Below are 16640 nucleotides of genomic sequence, written 5' to 3'. Positions count from 1 at the left end.
GCTATGGAATTTGCGTTTTATCTTTGCGGTCTGGTGGCGGTGTTGACGACGCTTCGCGTTATCACCCATACCAATCCGGTACATGCGCTGCTGTATCTGATTGTTTCGCTGCTGTCGATTGCTGGCGTCTTCTTCTCCATGGGCGCTTACTTTGCCGGTGCGCTGGAAATCATCGTCTATGCTGGCGCGATTATGGTGTTGTTCGTGTTCGTGGTGATGATGCTGAACCTCGGCAAATCTCAACAGGATCAGGAGCGTGAATGGCTGAAGCCGTCGCTGTGGATTGGTCCTGGCATCGTTTCCCTGCTGCTGTTGGTGGTGATGATTTATGCCATCAGCACCGCGCACGATCAGGGGATTGATGGCACGGTCATCGATGCCAAAGCGGTGGGTATCAGCCTGTTTGGTCCTTACGTACTGGCGGTGGAGCTGGCATCGATGCTGCTGCTGGCCGGTCTGGTTGTTGCCTTCCATATTGGACGTGAAGAGCGTCAGGGCGAGGTGTTAAGCAATCGCCCGGCAGAGGCGCAAGGGAATAAGGAGGAGCACGCATGATCCCGTTACAACACGGCCTGATTCTGGCTGCTGTGCTGTTTGTTCTCGGCCTGACCTCACTGGTGCTGCGCCGTAACCTGCTGTTTATGTTGATTGGTCTGGAGATCATGATCAACGCCGCTGCACTGGCACTGGTGGTCGCGGGCAGCTACTGGGGACAAGCCGACGGTCAGGTCATGTACATCCTGGCCATCAGCCTCGCGGCGGCGGAAGCCAGTATCGGTCTGGCGCTGTTGCTCCAGCTCTATCGTCGTCGTCAGACGCTGAACATTGACACTGTGAGCGAGATGCGCGGATGAACCTTCTCTACTTAACTGTTTTATTTCCGCTGATTGGCTTCCTGCTGTTGGCGTTTTCCCGTGGTCGCTGGTCGGAGAACCTGTCTGCCGCTATCGGGATGGGGTCAGTTGGTCTGGCTGCCCTGACCACGATTTTTGTCGGCATGGATTTCTTCAGTCAGGGACAGCAACCTTTCACCCAGGCGCTCTGGACCTGGATGCAGGTTGGTCACTTTGACATCAAAGTCAATCTGGTGCTGGATGGCCTGTCGCTGACCATGCTGTCGGTGGTCACCGGTGTAGGTTTCTTTATCCACATGTTCGCCTCCTGGTACATGCGGGGTGAAGAGGGCTACTCACGCTTCTTCGCCTACACCAACCTGTTTATCGCCAGCATGGTGGTTCTGGTGCTGGCCGATAACCTGATGCTGATGTACCTCGGCTGGGAAGGGGTGGGTCTGTGCTCCTACTTGCTGATCGGTTTCTACTACAGCAACCCGGAAAACGGCAAAGCGGCGATGAAAGCCTTTATCATTACCCGTGTGGGTGATGTGTTCCTCGCGCTGGCGTTGTTCATTCTCTACAACGAACTGGGCACGCTGAACTTCCGTGAACTGATGGAACTGGCTCCGGCACATTTCGCCGCCGACAACCACATGCTGCAATGGGCAACCTTGCTGCTGCTGGGCGGTGCGGTCGGTAAATCGGCACAGTTGCCGTTGCAGACGTGGCTGGCAGATGCGATGGCCGGTCCGACGCCGGTCTCTGCATTGATCCACGCCGCCACGATGGTAACGGCAGGTGTCTATCTGATTGCCCGTACCCATGGCCTGTTCCTGTTGACGCCGGACGTGCTGCATCTGGTGGGTATTGTGGGGGCTATCACCCTGGTGCTGGCGGGTTTTGCCGCGCTGGTGCAGACCGATATCAAACGTGTGCTGGCCTACTCCACCATGAGTCAGATCGGTTACATGTTCCTGGCGCTTGGCGTACAGGCATGGGATGCGGCGATTTTCCACCTGATGACCCACGCGTTCTTTAAAGCGCTGCTGTTCCTGTCCTCCGGTTCGGTGATTCTGGCCTGCCATCATGAACAGAACATCTTCAAGATGGGCGGCCTGCGTAAGAGCATCCCGCTGGTGTACACCTGCTTCCTGGTCGGTGGTGCCGCGCTGGCTGCGCTGCCGCTGATTACCGCAGGTTTCTACAGTAAAGATGAGATCCTGTTTGGTGCGCTGGCGAATGGTCACATCAATCTGATGGTCGCGGGTCTGGTGGGGGCGTTCCTGACCTCTATCTATACTTTCCGTATGATTTTCATCGTGTTCCATGGCGAAGAGAAAATCCATGCGCATGCCGGTAAAGGCATTACTCATCATCTGCCGCTGATTGTGCTGCTGGTGCTGTCCACCTTCATTGGTGCGCTGATTACGCCACCGCTGGCGGGTGTTCTGCCGCAGAACGAGTTTGGCGAAGGCGGCAAAGTGGCACTGGAAATCACCTCTGGCGTGGTTGCCATCGTCGGGATTCTGATTGCCGCCGCATTGTGGCTGGGCAAACGTCAGTTGGTCACCAGCGTGGCGAACAGTGCGCCGGGCCGCTTCTTTGGTACCTGGTGGTTTGCCGCCTGGGGCTTCGATTGGTTATACGACAAAGTGTTCGTAAAACCTTTCCTCGGCATTGCGTGGCTGCTGCATCGTGATCCACTCAACTCGCTGATGAACTTGCCAGCCCTGATTTCGCGTATTGGCAACAAAGGTCTGGTGGTCAGCGAAAACGGTTATCTACGCTGGTATGTGGCGTCGATGAGCGTCGGTGCCGTGGTAGTGCTGGCACTGTTGCTGGTGATCTAAAAGATTGATGAGCGGGGTGGTTAAGTTCACCCCAATTAAGAATGTTAAGAAATGCCTGACGCCAGGCAGAAAAAAGGGAAAAAACCGCCGTGTTATTACCTTGGCTAATTATCATACCCTTCGTTGGGGGCTTGCTGTGCTGGCTGGCTGAGCGCCTCGGCAAGAAGGTGCCGCGCTGGATAGCCCTGATCACCATGGGGCTGACGCTGGTGCTGTCACTGCAACTGTGGTTGCAGGGTGGCTACTCACTGACGCAGGCGGCAGGTATGCCGCAGTGGCAATCGACCTTCCAGGTCGCGTGGATTCCGCGCTTCGGTATCAATTTCCATCTGGCGCTGGATGGTCTGTCGCTGCTGATGGTGGTGCTGACCGGTCTGCTTGGCCTGATGGCGGTGCTCTGCTCGTGGAATGAAATCGAGAAGTATCAGGGCTTTTTCCACCTCAACCTGATGTGGATCCTCGGTGGCGTGATTGGTGTGTTCCTCTCCATCGACATGTTCCTGTTCTTCTTCTTCTGGGAAATGATGCTGGTGCCGATGTACTTCCTCATCGCGCTCTGGGGACACAAAGCATCGGACGGTAAAACCCGTATCACGGCAGCGACCAAGTTCTTCATCTATACCCAGGCATCTGGTCTGGTGATGTTGATTGCTATCCTGGCGCTGGTGTTTGTGCACTACAATGCGACCGGCGTCTGGACCTTCAGCTACGAAGAGTTGCTGAAAACCCCGATGTCCCACACCGTCGAATATCTGCTGATGCTGGGCTTCTTTATCGCCTTTGCCGTCAAAATGCCGGTGGTGCCGTTGCACGGCTGGTTGCCGGATGCGCACAGCCAGGCACCAACCGCCGGTTCGGTCGACCTCGCCGGGATTCTGTTGAAGACCGCAGCCTATGGTTTGCTGCGCTTCAGCCTGCCGCTGTTCCCGCATGCCTCGGCGGAGTTTGCGCCGATTGCCATGTGGCTGGGCGTTATCGGTATCTTCTACGGTGCCTGGATGGCGTTCGCACAGACCGATATCAAACGTCTGATCGCCTACACCTCCATTTCGCACATGGGCTTCGTGCTGATCGCCATCTACACCGGCAGCCAGCTCGCGTTCCAGGGCGCGGTAGTACAGATGATTGCCCACGGCCTGTCCGCCGCGGCGCTGTTTATCCTGTGTGGTCAGCTGTATGAGCGTCTGCATACCCGTGATATGCGCCAGATGGGAGGCCTGTGGTCACGTATCAAATGGATTCCGGGTCTGTCGCTGTTCTTTGCCGTGGCTAACCTTGGGATGCCGGGCACCGGTAACTTTGCCGGGGAATTTATGATTCTGACCGGTAGCTTCCAGGTGGTGCCGGTGATTATCGTGATTGCTACCTTTGGTCTGGTGTTCGCTTCGGTGTATTCCCTGGTGATGATGCAGCGCGCGTACTACGGCGAAGCGAAATCACAGGCCCCACTACCAGGCATGTCACCGCGTGAGTTCATTATGATTATGGTTCTGGTGGTGTTGCTGGTTCTGCTGGGGGTTTATCCGCAGCCGATTCTTGATACCTCCCATGCTGCAATGAGCAATATTCAGCAGTGGTTTACCGCTTCAATTTCAACTACAAGGCCGTAATTCGCCATGACAATAACTCCTCAACAATTGATCGCGTTACTGCCGCTGTTGATCGTCGGATTGACGGTGGTGGTTGTGATGCTGTCCATTGCATGGCGACGCAACCACTTTGTTAACGCCACGCTGACGGTGATTGGTCTTAACCTGGCGCTGCTTTCGCTGTGGTTTGTTGCCCATGTCGGGGCAATGGATGTGACGCCGATGCTGCGCGTCGATGGCTACTCCATCTTCTACACTGGGTTGGTGATGCTGGCGAGCCTGGCAACCTGTACCTTCGCCTATCCGTGGCTGGCCGGTTTTCCGGACAACAAAGATGAGTTCTATCTGCTGGTGCTGATTGCCGCGCTGGGCGGTATCGTGCTGGCGAGTGCTAACCATCTGTCGGCGCTGTTCATCGGTATCGAACTGCTGTCGCTGCCGCTGTTTGGTTTAATTGGCTACGCCTTCCGCCAGAAACGTTCGCTGGAAGCGGCGCTGAAATACACCATCCTGTCAGCAGCGGCGTCATCGTTCCTGCTGTTTGGTATCGCGCTGATTTATGCGGATTCCGGCAGCCTGAGCTTTGTGCAGCTGGGTAAAAGCCTGAATGACAGCATGATGCAGCAACCGCTGCTGCTGGTCGGCCTCGGTATGATGATTATCGGGCTTGGCTTCAAACTGTCTCTGGTGCCATTCCATTTGTGGACGCCGGATGTGTACCAGGGCGCGCCAGCGCCGGTATCGACCTTCCTCGCCACCGCCAGCAAAATCGCCATCTTCGGCGTGATCATGCGTCTGTTTATGTACGCGCCGGTGACCGACAGCGAAGCGGTACGCACCGTGTTGGGTGTGATCGCCTTTGTCTCCATCCTGTTCGGTAACCTGATGGCGATTTCGCAGAGCAACATCAAACGTCTGCTGGGTTACTCCTCAATCGCCCACCTCGGCTATCTGCTGGTGGCGTTGATTGCAGTGAAAACCCATCAGCTGTCGCTGGAAACCGCCGGGGTTTATCTGGCCGGTTACCTGTTCAGCAGCCTTGGCGCGTTCGGTGTGGTGAGCCTGATGTCCAGCCCTTACCGTGGCCCGGATGCCGATACCCTGTACTCCTATCGTGGTCTGTTCTGGCACCGTCCGATTCTGTCGGCGGTCATGACTATCATGATGCTGTCCCTGGCCGGTATCCCGATGACACTGGGCTTTATTGGTAAGTTCTACGTGATCGCTTCCGGTGTGAATGCCCATCTGTGGTGGCTGACCGGTGCGGTGGTGGCAGGTAGCGCCATTGGCCTTTACTACTATCTGCGCGTTACCGTCAGTCTGTACCTCAGCCCGCCGGAACTGCACACCCGCGATCGTGATACCCCGGCCAACTGGGCTTTCACTGCCGGTGGTGTCGTGGTTCTGATTTCTGCGATTCTGGTGCTGCTGCTGGGTGTGTATCCACAGCCGCTGATCACGCTGGTGCAGATGGCCCAGCCGCTGATGTAACCGACGCGTTATTGCTTCAGCTAAATCAGGCCTGCGGGCCTGATTTTTTTTGCCTGTCATCTGACAATTCCGCTGCGGATTGCTAATTTTTAAGCAATGTTCACTCGTCGCGCAGAGGCCTTGTGATCAAGTTGATATTTTTGCTCACCGGGGCACAGGTGATCCGCAGACGCTGGTACTGGCTGGCTATCGTTGGTCTGGTGTTACTGGTGTTGTCCGCATTGATCCTCTATGACATTAGTAGCGACGGCCTGCTTTCGGTGCCGCTGGATCTGCTGGCGGTATTTTTTATTATCGAAGGCCTGGTGCAGGTGACGTTGGCGTTTATCCGCGAAATGCGTATTGACGGTTTGACCCTGTTGAAAGCGCTGGGATTGTGCTTTATCGGTTTTCTGATCCTCAATATTCCGCAGGACAACAATGATGTTTCGGCGGTGCTGTTTGGCATCGCGTTTATGGTTGATGGTCTGTTCCGCTTTGTGGCGGCAATCGTATTACGGGGTTGGCGTTGGCGTAAACAATGTCTGACCGGGGTGGTGGAGTGGTTTATCAGCATCCTGATCCTCAGCGACTGGCCGTTTCATCATCACATCGCTGTCCCGTTGTGTTTTGCGTTGCTGCTGCTGAGCATCGGTACCACGCTGCTACAAATGGCGCGGCAGGCGCATTTGCTGACAGAAAACAGCACGGTCACCACGCTACCGCTGTTTAAAGTCGGGGGATTGCGGCAGTGGCACAGCAGCCAGTACGTCCATCCGCCGTTTCCTCATCAGCCACCCGCCCAGCCACTGGAAGTTTACGTCTGGACACCGTTAGGAGCCGGCAGGCTGCGCGAAAGTTACCGGCTAATCAATCGTTACATCGCTGCCGTCGATCAACATGGTGTGATCTCAACCGGACATGCGGCGATGGCCGCCGGAGAGGCGCTTTATATCAGCCACTATCCGCTGAATGATATTGATCGCGACAGCAGTAATTTCCGTGCGGTGTTGCGTTCGGGCGCACATAACGATGTGGCCGGACGTTTTCTGGCCTCTCTGCCGCAGGAGGTGGCTGACTGGTGCGCACCGGACAAGCAAATCCAGTTTGCACATTACAATTTCAAGGCATTACGTAATTTCTGGCACAGCTATCGCCTCGACAGCACCTACAATCTGACCGCGCGTAACTGTTCCTCTGCGGTTATCCAGGCGTTGGATGTGGCGATTGAGGGCATTCTGGCCAGAAAACCCTATGCCGGATTACGGTTGTTCAGCGACCCCAATTTTTGGCTATTGGGGGTGGTGCGCGGCAGGGCGGAGGAGATGACCTGGACGCCCGGTTTAGTCCTGGATTACGTGCGCCTATTGCACCGCGTTATTGATCCCCAACCCAGTACGCTGTGGACGGTACGACTGTGGCGTAGCCTGTGCCTGCGCTATGCGCTGTGGCAGCAGAAGCGGACACCCTCGCGGAGTGTGATTAAATGACGCGCAGCCGCGTAATTATCCTCCTCGCCATTACCCTCTTTGGTCTGACTTATGGTTTAAGTGCGCCGCTGATTGCCCTCCGGCTGTCGGCGGCGGGTTATAGTGAAACGCTGATTGGCCTCAATGCCGCGATGCATGCGGCAGGTGTGTTGATTATCGCGCCCGCCTTGCCGGGACTCTGCCGCCGTTTTTCACCGCAAGCATTGCTGATCACCGCGCTGCTGATATCCATGCTGCTGTTAATTCTGTTTCCCTGGTTACCGATTGCCAGCAGCTTCTTGTTACGACTGCTGCTCGGTATGGCTTCGGAAGTGATTTTGGTGGTGACGGAAACCTGGCTTAATCAACACGCTGCCGAACACCAGCGGGCGAAGATGCTGGCAACCTATACCGCGATGCTATCGGCAGGATTTGCGCTCGGCCCTTTTATATTGACGTTGCAGGGCAGCGGTGATGGCGCATTCATCACCGGCGCGGTGTTAGCTGCCATCGCCGCGCTGGCGTTGTTTGGCAGCGGTAACCTGCGTTTCAGCACAGAACAAGGGGTGCCACGTTCTTTTTCACGTTGGTTGCGATTGTTACCACTGGCGCTGTCTGCGACCATCCTTAATGCGGCGCTGGAAGCGGCAGGCATGAACTTGCTGGCGCTGTATGCGATCAATCTGGGTTGGTCCGAAACGCAGGCGACATCGTTGATCACCATTTTACTGGTCGGTGCGATCCTGTTGCAGCTGCCAATCGGGTGGCTGGCCGATCGCATGGATCGCCATCATTTAATTGTCTGGTTGGCCGCGTTATCCACCCTGGGCGCGCTTGCCTGGCCGCTGGCATTGCAGTCGTTGTGGCTGGCACGATTGCTGTTGTTCTGCTGGGGTGGGGTATTTGTCGGCATTTATACGGTGATCATCACGCTGGTGGGGCAGCGTTTTCAGGGTTCGGAACTGGCGGCAGCCTATGCGGTGCTGTCGGTGGCGTGGGGTATCGGTGCCTTTGTTGGCCCGGCATTGGGGGGATGGGCGATGTCGCTCACGCTGCATGGCCTGCCGTGGATGGCGGCGCTATTGTGCGCTTTCTTCACCGGTTTTGCCCTGCAACAACGGCGTTATTAAGGTAGAGTGGCAGGCCAATAAGGAGAGAACATGGATATTAACTGGCTGGATATTCATCACCGCGATTTAACGGTGCCACAACTTTATGCGTTGCTGGCATTGCGCAGTGAGGTTTTTGTCGTGGAGCAAAACTGTCCCTATCTCGATGTGGATGGACAGGATTTGGTGGCAGAAAATCGCCATCTGTTGGGCATGCTGGGTGATGAGCTGGTGGCGTATGCACGTATTTTATCGCCCGCCGATGCGCAGAGTCCGGTGAAGATTGGGCGGGTGATTGTTTCCGGTCGCGCCCGTGGTATCAACCTGGGCAACCGTTTAATGGTGCAGGCATTGCAGGTTTGCCAGCGCTACTGGCCACAGCACACGCCTTTTCTCTCAGCCCAGGCGCATCTGCAATCGTTCTATGCCGGTCATGGCTTTGTCGCGGTGAGCGCTATCTATCTCGAAGACGATATCCCGCATATCGACATGCAAAAATAATGGCGAGGTTGGCACCTCGCCATGGTCATCAACCCGGCGTCATCTGCCGGTCATCAACGTATTTACGCTGATCCGGCGCGGGTGGGAAGTATTGATACAACCAGGTTTCACTCAGGGTTTCGTCTTTGGTGCGCAGGAACAGACGCATATCCACCGGTTTGGTAGAATCGCTGTTGGGGTACCAGTCAAACAGGATACGGTAACCATCGATGGGCTCCACGTACAGAATCTCGACCTGCTTGATGGTTCCCGCTGACACGGTGATCACCGGCTCAATCCCCTTCGGCGCAGCGGCTTTCAGGTCACCACCGACGAAATCGATGGCAAAGCGGCGGCTCCATTGTTCCGGGAAGTGCTCGCCTGGCGCCCAACCTTCCGGGAAACCACCGATACCGGTACGGGTGGCATCCACACGCGCCAGTCCGCTACGCACCGGTGGCAGACCGCTCCAGTAAAGTTTGTACTGGAAGTTGAATTCGCTGCCCGCTTTCACCGGTTTTTCCGGTTGCCAGAAGCACACCACGTTATCCAGTGTTTCACCGGTCGTCGGGATCTCCATCAGGTTGATGGCCCCTTTGCCCCATTTGCCAATCGGCTCAACCCACAGGCTTGGACGTTTGTCGTACCAGCCAATCACATCCTGATAATCCTTGAAGTCATGATTGAGCTGTAACAGGCCAAAGCCACGCGGGTTTTCATCCTGATAGGCATTGAACTGCAAACGCTGCGGGTTATTCAGTGGGCGGGCAATCCATTCACCGTTACCGGTCCACATCGCCAGGCGATCAGAGTCGTGGATTTGCGGGTGATAGGTGTTGCACATACGACGCTCGTTGGTGCCGCAACTAAACATACTGGTCATGGGCGCGATACCCAACTGGCGGATATCACTGCGTGCGAACAGGTGGTTTTCCACCTCCATCACCACGCGTTTGGCTTCGCAGTGAATGGTGAACTTGTACGCGCCGGTCACGCTGGCACCGTCCAGCAGGGCGTACACCACAAAGGTGGTGTCTTCGGCTTTCGGCGTTTCAAACCAGAAGGCGGTGAAATCCGGGAACTCTTCATGACCGTTGCTGAAGGTGTTCACCGCCACACCACGGGCGGAAAGGCCGTACTGGTAGGTTTCATCAACGGCGCGGAAGTAGCTGGCACCGAGGAAGGAGACGATGTCGCGGCGCGCCAGTTCTGGTTTCTTAAAGGCACGGAAACCGGCAAAGCCGAGATCGGTTTTGCCGACCAGTTGTTTGGTATCAACGTTGGCGTCGTTGTAGTTAAACAACTCCGGGCGGAAGTGGATTTCACGCGCTTCGCGGCTGGCGGCATCAACGGAGAACATCTGGATGCGGCGTTTAAAGCCCATGCCAACATGGAAGAATTGTACATCCAGTTCGCGATTGGGGATGTTGTTCCACAGCGAATGGTTGGCGTCGTACTGAATGGCGTTATAGGCCTGTGGGGTCAGATTGGCCAGGGTGTCAGGCAGCGGGCCAGGCGCGCCGCCCCAGGGCTGTTTCGCCAGTGCGGCGGCTTTCTTTTTCAGTACATCGAAATCGAAGCGAACCGCAGTGCCGTCGGCAATGCCATCTGCCGCCCAGGCGGACTGTGCAAACAGCGTGGACAGACCCGTCATGCCACTCAGGGCAGAGAGGGCCATGGACGCTTTCATAAACTTTCTACGATTCATGCCAGAAATCTAATCCTTAGCTGCTCGGGTTTAAGGTGACTGCCGTGCATCATGCACGCATTTCAGACCTGATAGCGTCAGGCTACAGGGGGTTACGACAGTCGCCGAATGAAAAAATTCAGTCCGAAGAAATTTATCAGATAAATCATAGAAGCGAAGCAGATTTCAAATCTTTACCCTTTACGGATGAAACTCGGGCAATTCCTGGCCGCTCATTGCCCCGAATGGGCGTTTAATGACTATAGTTAACCGACAGGTAAGTTAAATACATGGAGGAACTACGTAATGTCATCCACCGATCAATTTGAAACCCGTCTTGATGACGATTTGGCGCTGCTGACCGAAACACTGGAAGAAGTGTTACGTTCATCCGGTGATCCAGCCGATCAAAAGTACATCGAACTGAAAAGCAAAGCGGAGCAGGCGTTGGAAGAGGTGAAATCCCGCGTCAGCCAGGCATCTGACAGTTACTACTATCGGGCGAAAAAAGCTGCTTACCGCGCCGATGAGTATGTGCACGATAAACCCTGGCAGGGCATTGGTATTGGTGCCGCCGCCGGACTGTTCTTAGGGTTGCTGCTGGCCCGTCGCTAATCGTTATCGGGCGCGTCGCGCGCGCCCATCCTCCCCTGAAATACCCCGTACCGCATCGACAGCGATTGTGTTTCTCTCGCCCTCTTTCTAAATTAAAGCGACAGGGATAAAGGAGAATTGACGTGATTCGAGTTGAAATGCTCTCGACGGGCGATGAAGTGTTACATGGGCAGATTGTCGATACCAATGCCGCCTGGCTGGCTGACGTGCTGTTCCAGCATGGCTTACCGATGACCAGCCGCAGCACGGTGGGGGATGCACTGCCTTCGTTGGTGGAAGCATTACAAAGCCGTAGCCAGATTGCTGACGTGTTGATTGTGAATGGCGGCCTCGGCCCAACCAGCGACGATCTCAGTGCGCTGGCGGCAGCGACCGCCAGCAATAGCCATCTGGTATTGCATCAGGAGTGGCTGGAGAAGATGGAAGCCTGGTTTGCCGGTCGTGGACGTGTCATGGCACCGAGCAATCGCAAGCAGGCAGAGATTCCCGCCAACGCAGAATTAATCGATAACCCGGTCGGCACTGCTTGTGGCTTTGCGCTGCAACTCAATCGCTGCTGGATATTCTTCACCCCGGGCGTGCCGTCCGAATTTAAGGTGATGGTAGAGCAGGAGATCCTGCCGCGTCTGCAAGCGCGTTTCGATCTGCCAGAACCACCACTTTGTCTGCGCCTCACCACCTTTGGTCGCGGCGAGAGCGACATTGCGGCTGAGCTGGAACCGTTACCGTTACCCGAAGGCGTGGTCATGGGTTATCGCTCTTCGATGCCGATTATCGAAATCAAACTGACCGGACCGGCCAGCCAGCGGGTAGCGATGGAGCAGGTATGGCAGCAGGTCAGGCTGTTGCTGGCGGAATGCACCCTCTTTGAAGGGACGGAAGGATTGCCGGTGTGGCTGGCACAACAGCTGGCCGCACGGGGGTTAACGCTGGCGGTCAGCGAATCATACACCGCCGGCTTGCTGCAATGGCAGCTGGCATCAGCCGAGGTGCCGTTGCGCGCCGGTAATGTGCTGCCGGAGCAAACGGAAAGCCTGGAACAGCAGGTGCAGCGTCTGCGTGATTTCGCGGCACAGCAGCAGGCTGAAGTCGGGCTGGCGGTCGGAACCTTGCATGAAGGGGAGGTGACGATTGCACTGCACACACCGGAAGCGAGCTGGGGTCAACGGGTGAAGTTCAACCACGGACGCCACAACCTTGAGATCCGTCAGAAAGTGGTCGCGATGATGGCGATGAATATGCTGCGTCGCTGGTTGCACGGTAGCGACGTTAGCACCGGGCACGGTTGGATTGATGTGCTGGAAACGGTGAAAATATAAGCAGCCCCGTAGCGGCGCGATTAATCGCGCGGTTTTTTCCGTCAGGCGCACGGATTGCGCGATAAATCGCGCCGCTACGGGAGCGTGGGTTACAGCTCGATCTCAATCTCGCCTTTGGCTTTACAGCAACAGGGTAAAAACTCACCCTGTTGAATAAACGCCAGTGGGGTCTCGGCGTAGTGCACTTCCCCTTTCAGCAAGCGCATGCGGCAGGAGCCACAGTAGCCTTCGCGACACTGATACTCAACGCAAACATTGTGTGCTTCGAGCGTGGTCAGCAGATTGGGATGATCTTCTGCGCACTCCAGCCGGGTGCCGGAGCTACGCAGAATAACAACAGAACGGCTCATACTTACAGCTGGAAGTCGTTAAAGTCGTCTTCGCCCACTTCCGCGTCAATTTGACCCACCAGATAAGAGCTGACTTCAACTTCCTGCGGGGCCACCTGAACGTTGTCAGACACCAGCCAGCTGTTGATCCACGGAATCGGGTTCGAACGCGTCTGGAACGGCAGATCAAGACCCACCGCCTGCATACGGATGTTGGTGATGTACTCAATGTACTGGCACAGAATGTCTTTGTTCAGGCCAATCATCGAGCCGCCGCTGAACAGATATTCTGCCCACTCTTTTTCCTGCTCGGCCGCTTTCTTGAACAGGTCGTAGCATTCATCACGGCACTCTGCCGCAATCTCTTTCATCTCCGGATCATCTTCGCCGGTACGCATCAGGTTCAGCATATGCTGAGTACCGGTCAGGTGCAGCGCTTCGTCACGGGCGATCAGGCGGATGATTTTGGCGTTACCTTCCATCAGCTCACGCTCGGCAAAGGCGAACGAGCAAGCGAAGCTGACGTAGAAGCGAATCGCTTCCAGCGCGTTGACGCTCATCAGGCAGATGTAGAGTTGCTTCTTCAGCGCACGCAGATCAACGGTCACGGTTTTACCCGCTACCTGATGCGTGCCTTCACCCAGCAGATGCCAGTAGTTGGTCATCTCAATCAGGTCGTCATAATACTTCGAGATATCCTGCGCACGGGCGAGGATCTGCTCGTTAGTGACGATATCATCAAACACCAGTGACGGATCGTTGACGATGTTGCGGATGATGTGGGTATAAGAACGCGAGTGGATGGTCTCGGAGAACGCCCAGGTTTCAATCCAGGTTTCCAGTTCCGGGATCGAGATCAGCGGCAGCAGCGCGACGTTCGGGCTACGACCCTGGATCGAATCCAGCAGCGTCTGATACTTCAGGTTGCTGATGAAAATGTGTTTTTCGTGCTCCGGCAGCGCCTGATAGTCGATGCGATCGCGTGACACGTCCACTTCTTCCGGACGCCAGAAGAAGGAGAGCTGCTTTTCGATCAACTTTTCAAAGATGTCATATTTCTGCTGATCGAAACGGGCAACGTTAACCGACTGACCGAAAAACATCGGCTCTTTCAGCTGGTCATTCTTGGTTTGTGAGAATGTGGTGTAAGCCATAGGGATGTCCAAATATGGGCGGAGCCGTCGCTCCGCCTCTGATTAAATCTTACAAGCGCCGCTTTCGCAGCCGTCGTCCTGAATGGAGGGGGCCAGATCGTCCTGCGCATCCTCAGCACCGTCACGGGTGTTCTGGTAGTACAGGGTTTTCACGCCAAACTTGTAAGCGGTCAGCAGATCTTTCAGCAACTGCTTCATCGGCACTTTGCCGTTCGCGAAGCGGCTCGGATCGTAGTTGGTGTTCGACGAAATGGCCTGGTCGATAAACTTCTGCATCACGCCGACCAGTTGCAGGTAACCGTCGTTGGACGGCATTTCCCACAGCAGTTCGTACTGATCTTTCAGACGCTCATACTCCGGCACCACCTGACGCAGGATACCGTCTTTCGACGCTTTGATGCTGATGTGGCCGCGCGGCGGCTCGATGCCGTTGGTGGCGTTGGAGATCTGCGATGACGTCTCTGACGGCATCAGCGCGGACAGCGTTGAGTTACGCAGACCGTGCGTTTTGATCGACTCACGCAGCGCTTCCCAGTCGAGGTGCAGCGGTTCGTTGCAGATACTGTCGAGATCCTTTTTATAGGTATCGGTCGGCAGAATGCCCTGCGCATACGTCGTTTCATTGAACCACGGGCAGGCACCTTGCTCTTTCGCCAGCTCGTTTGACGCCTTCAGCAGATAGTACTGAATGGCCTCGAAGGTTTTATGCGTCAGGTTGTTAGCGCTGCCATCGGAGTAGCGCACGCCGTTTTTCGCCAGGTAGTAAGCGAAGTTGATCACGCCGATACCCAGGGTACGGCGGCCCATCGCACCGCGTTTGGCGGCCGGGATCGGGTAATCCTGGTAGTCGAGCAGGGCATCCAGCGCACGTACCGCCAGAATGGCCAGTTCTTCCAGATCATCGAGGCTGTCGATAGCACCGAGGTTGAACGCTGACAGCGTACACAGAGCGATTTCGCCGTTTTCGTCGTTAACGTCTTCCAGCGGTTTGGTCGGCAGCGCGATCTCAAGGCACAGGTTCGACTGGCGTACCGGGGCGATGGACGGATCAAACGGGCTATGGGTGTTGCAGTGGTCAACGTTCTGGATGTAGATACGGCCAGTAGAGGCACGCTCCTGCATCATCAGTGAGAACAGTTCGACGGCTTTAACACGCTGCTTGCGGATGCTGTCATCTTTTTCATACGTGGTGTACAGACGCTCAAACTCGTCCTGATCGGCAAAGAATGCGTCGTACAGGCCAGGCACGTCAGACGGGCTGAACAGGGTGATATCTTCACCTTTCAGCAGACGTTGGTACATCAGTTTGTTGATCTGCACGCCATAGTCCATATGACGCACGCGGTTGCCTTCAACACCACGGTTGTTTTTCAGCACCAGCAGGCTTTCTACTTCCAGATGCCACATCGGGTAGAACAGGGTGGCCGCACCACCACGCACGCCGCCCTGCGAACAGGATTTCACTGCGGTCTGGAAGTGTTTGTAGAACGGGATACAACCGGTGTGGAACGCTTCACCACCACGAATCGGGCTGCCCAGCGCACGGATACGACCGGCGTTGATACCGATACCGGCACGCTGCGAAACGTATTTCACAATGGCGCTGGAGGTGGCGTTGATGGAATCCAGGCTGTCGCCGCACTCGATCAGCACGCAAGAGCTGAACTGGCGGGTTGGGGTACGCACGCCGGACATGATCGGCGTCGGCAGCGAGATCTTGAAGGTCGAAACCGCATCATAGAAACGCTTGACGTAATCCATACGCGTAGCACGCGGGTAGCCAGAGAACAGGCAGGCGGCGACCAGAATGTACAGGAACTGCGCGCTTTCGTAGATTTCACCGGTCACACGGTTCTGCGCCAGGTATTTACCTTCCAGCTGTTTGACGGCGGCGTAGGAGAAGTTCATATCGCGCCAGTGGTCAATAAAGCCGTCCATCTGCTCGAACTCTTCTTTGCTGTAGTCTTCCAGCAGATGGCGATCGTATTTGCCCATCTCGACCATTTTAACCACCTGATCGTACAGCGCTGGCGGCTCAAACTGGCCGTAGGCTTTTTTACGCAGATGGAAAATCGCCAGGCGTGCGGCGAGGTACTGATAATCAGGGGCATCGCGAGAAATAAGGTCTGCAGCGGCCTTGATGATGGTCTCATGGATATCGGAAGTCCGAATACCATCATAGAACTGAATGTGAGAACGCAGTTCAACCTGTGACACGGAGACGTTGTTCAGCCCTTCAGCTGCCCAGTCCAGTACCCGGTGAATTTTATCGAGATCAATGCGTTCCTGACGGCCATCGCGTTTAGTAACGAGCAGACTTTGGTTCATGTCGCGTTTTTACCTTTGCGTGAGTATCCAAAAATTAAAAGAAACCCCGGTTTATACACAGCATATTCATTGTGAATAATGTTGTGGATAAACACTACATCTAGGGGGTGAGGGGAGAAACCATAACAACATGGAGGCATATTTTAGTATTTTAACGCGGGTTAACAAGAGGAAAAAATGATGTTTGCGGGGGTTGTAATTTTTGCGAAATTTCTTAGGCCTTGTCTTATAAGGCCCGACCTCGTGTCAACCAAAATGCAGATTTTTTTCAGAACTTGATCGAGCGCGTATTTCTTATGCAATCCTCTCCGGCAAGCCAAATTTCTGGTGAAAAAATGGCAGCATAAGCTACGCGCAGTCGGACTTTTCTGGTTTTTCTTATGAAATTTTTATGAAATTAAGGTG

The 16640-nt window shown here is 55.3% G+C and carries 14 protein-coding genes; 10 read left to right on the top strand and 4 right to left on the bottom strand.

What is annotated here, in order from left to right; all coding sequences use genetic code 11:
- Window positions 1–3: 3 nt before the first annotated feature.
- The 8 genes from nuoJ (at window position 4) to PAT9B_RS13680 (ending at window position 8824) form a co-directional block, all read left to right on the top strand.
- Window positions 4–555, top strand: a complete 552-nt coding sequence (gene nuoJ, locus PAT9B_RS13715; protein WP_013509878.1) for an NADH-quinone oxidoreductase subunit J — start codon at window positions 4–6, stop codon at window positions 553–555.
- Entirely contained in the window at window positions 552–854 is a 303-nt protein-coding gene (nuoK, locus tag PAT9B_RS13710; protein ID WP_013509877.1) for an NADH-quinone oxidoreductase subunit NuoK, read from the top strand. The genes nuoJ and nuoK overlap by 4 nt, the downstream gene beginning before the upstream one ends.
- Window positions 851–2686 (top strand): NADH-quinone oxidoreductase subunit L, encoded by a 1836-nt coding sequence (gene nuoL, locus PAT9B_RS13705; RefSeq protein ID WP_013509876.1) that lies wholly within the window; start codon window positions 851–853, stop codon window positions 2684–2686. Before nuoK ends, nuoL begins: the two co-directional genes overlap by 4 nt.
- A gap of 89 nt (window positions 2687–2775) precedes the next feature.
- The gene (gene nuoM / locus PAT9B_RS13700; RefSeq protein ID WP_013509875.1) at window positions 2776–4296 is read left to right on the top strand and encodes an NADH-quinone oxidoreductase subunit M; all 1521 of its coding nucleotides are present in this window, start codon (window positions 2776–2778) and stop codon (window positions 4294–4296) included.
- Window positions 4297–4302: 6 nt separating this feature from the next.
- The gene (gene nuoN / locus PAT9B_RS13695) at window positions 4303–5766 is read left to right on the top strand and encodes an NADH-quinone oxidoreductase subunit NuoN (RefSeq protein WP_013509874.1); all 1464 of its coding nucleotides are present in this window, start codon (window positions 4303–4305) and stop codon (window positions 5764–5766) included.
- A gap of 122 nt (window positions 5767–5888) precedes the next feature.
- Window positions 5889–7235, top strand: a complete 1347-nt coding sequence (locus PAT9B_RS13690) for an HdeD family acid-resistance protein (RefSeq protein WP_013509873.1) — start codon at window positions 5889–5891, stop codon at window positions 7233–7235.
- On the top strand, window positions 7232–8344 hold the full coding sequence (locus PAT9B_RS13685; protein WP_013509872.1) for an MFS transporter: 1113 nt from the start codon (window positions 7232–7234) through the stop codon (window positions 8342–8344). Before PAT9B_RS13690 ends, PAT9B_RS13685 begins: the two co-directional genes overlap by 4 nt.
- Window positions 8345–8374: 30 nt before the next feature.
- Window positions 8375–8824, top strand: a complete 450-nt coding sequence (locus PAT9B_RS13680; RefSeq protein ID WP_013509871.1) for a GNAT family N-acetyltransferase — start codon at window positions 8375–8377, stop codon at window positions 8822–8824.
- 28 nt (window positions 8825–8852) lie between these two features.
- On the opposite strand, the gene PAT9B_RS13675 is transcribed toward PAT9B_RS13680, so the two are convergent.
- On the bottom strand, window positions 8853–10511 hold the full coding sequence (locus PAT9B_RS13675; protein WP_013509870.1) for a glucan biosynthesis protein D: 1659 nt from the start codon (window positions 10509–10511) through the stop codon (window positions 8853–8855).
- 285 nt (window positions 10512–10796) lie between these two features.
- On the opposite strand from PAT9B_RS13675, the gene elaB reads away from it, so the two are divergent.
- Together elaB and PAT9B_RS13665 are read left to right on the top strand one after the other, a co-directional pair.
- The gene (gene elaB / locus PAT9B_RS13670) at window positions 10797–11105 is read left to right on the top strand and encodes a stress response protein ElaB (protein WP_013509869.1); all 309 of its coding nucleotides are present in this window, start codon (window positions 10797–10799) and stop codon (window positions 11103–11105) included.
- 122 nt (window positions 11106–11227) lie between these two features.
- Complete coding sequence (locus PAT9B_RS13665; protein ID WP_013509868.1) at window positions 11228–12424, top strand: nicotinamide mononucleotide deamidase-related protein YfaY; 1197 nt, start codon at window positions 11228–11230, stop codon at window positions 12422–12424.
- 89 nt (window positions 12425–12513) lie between these two features.
- Here the strand turns inward: PAT9B_RS13665 and yfaE are convergent, their stop codons facing one another.
- Genes yfaE through nrdA form a run of 3 tightly spaced genes read right to left on the bottom strand, consistent with a single transcriptional unit; the run spans window position 12514 to window position 16235 of the window.
- Window positions 12514–12774, bottom strand: a complete 261-nt coding sequence (yfaE, locus tag PAT9B_RS13660; protein WP_013509867.1) for a class I ribonucleotide reductase maintenance protein YfaE — start codon at window positions 12772–12774, stop codon at window positions 12514–12516.
- A gap of 2 nt (window positions 12775–12776) precedes the next feature.
- Window positions 12777–13907: a class Ia ribonucleoside-diphosphate reductase subunit beta gene (gene nrdB / locus PAT9B_RS13655; RefSeq protein WP_013509866.1), complete on the bottom strand. Its 1131-nt coding sequence runs from the start codon at window positions 13905–13907 to the stop codon at window positions 12777–12779.
- A gap of 42 nt (window positions 13908–13949) precedes the next feature.
- Entirely contained in the window at window positions 13950–16235 is a 2286-nt protein-coding gene (gene nrdA, locus PAT9B_RS13650) for a class 1a ribonucleoside-diphosphate reductase subunit alpha (RefSeq protein ID WP_013509865.1), read from the bottom strand.
- Between the last annotated feature and the right edge of the window lie 405 nt (window positions 16236–16640).

It is taken from the genome of Pantoea sp. At-9b (assembly GCF_000175935.2).
GTDB lineage: Bacteria > Pseudomonadota > Gammaproteobacteria > Enterobacterales > Enterobacteriaceae > Pantoea.
Note: the sequence above shows the minus strand (reverse complement) of the source record. Positions and strands in the feature narration are given on the sequence as shown.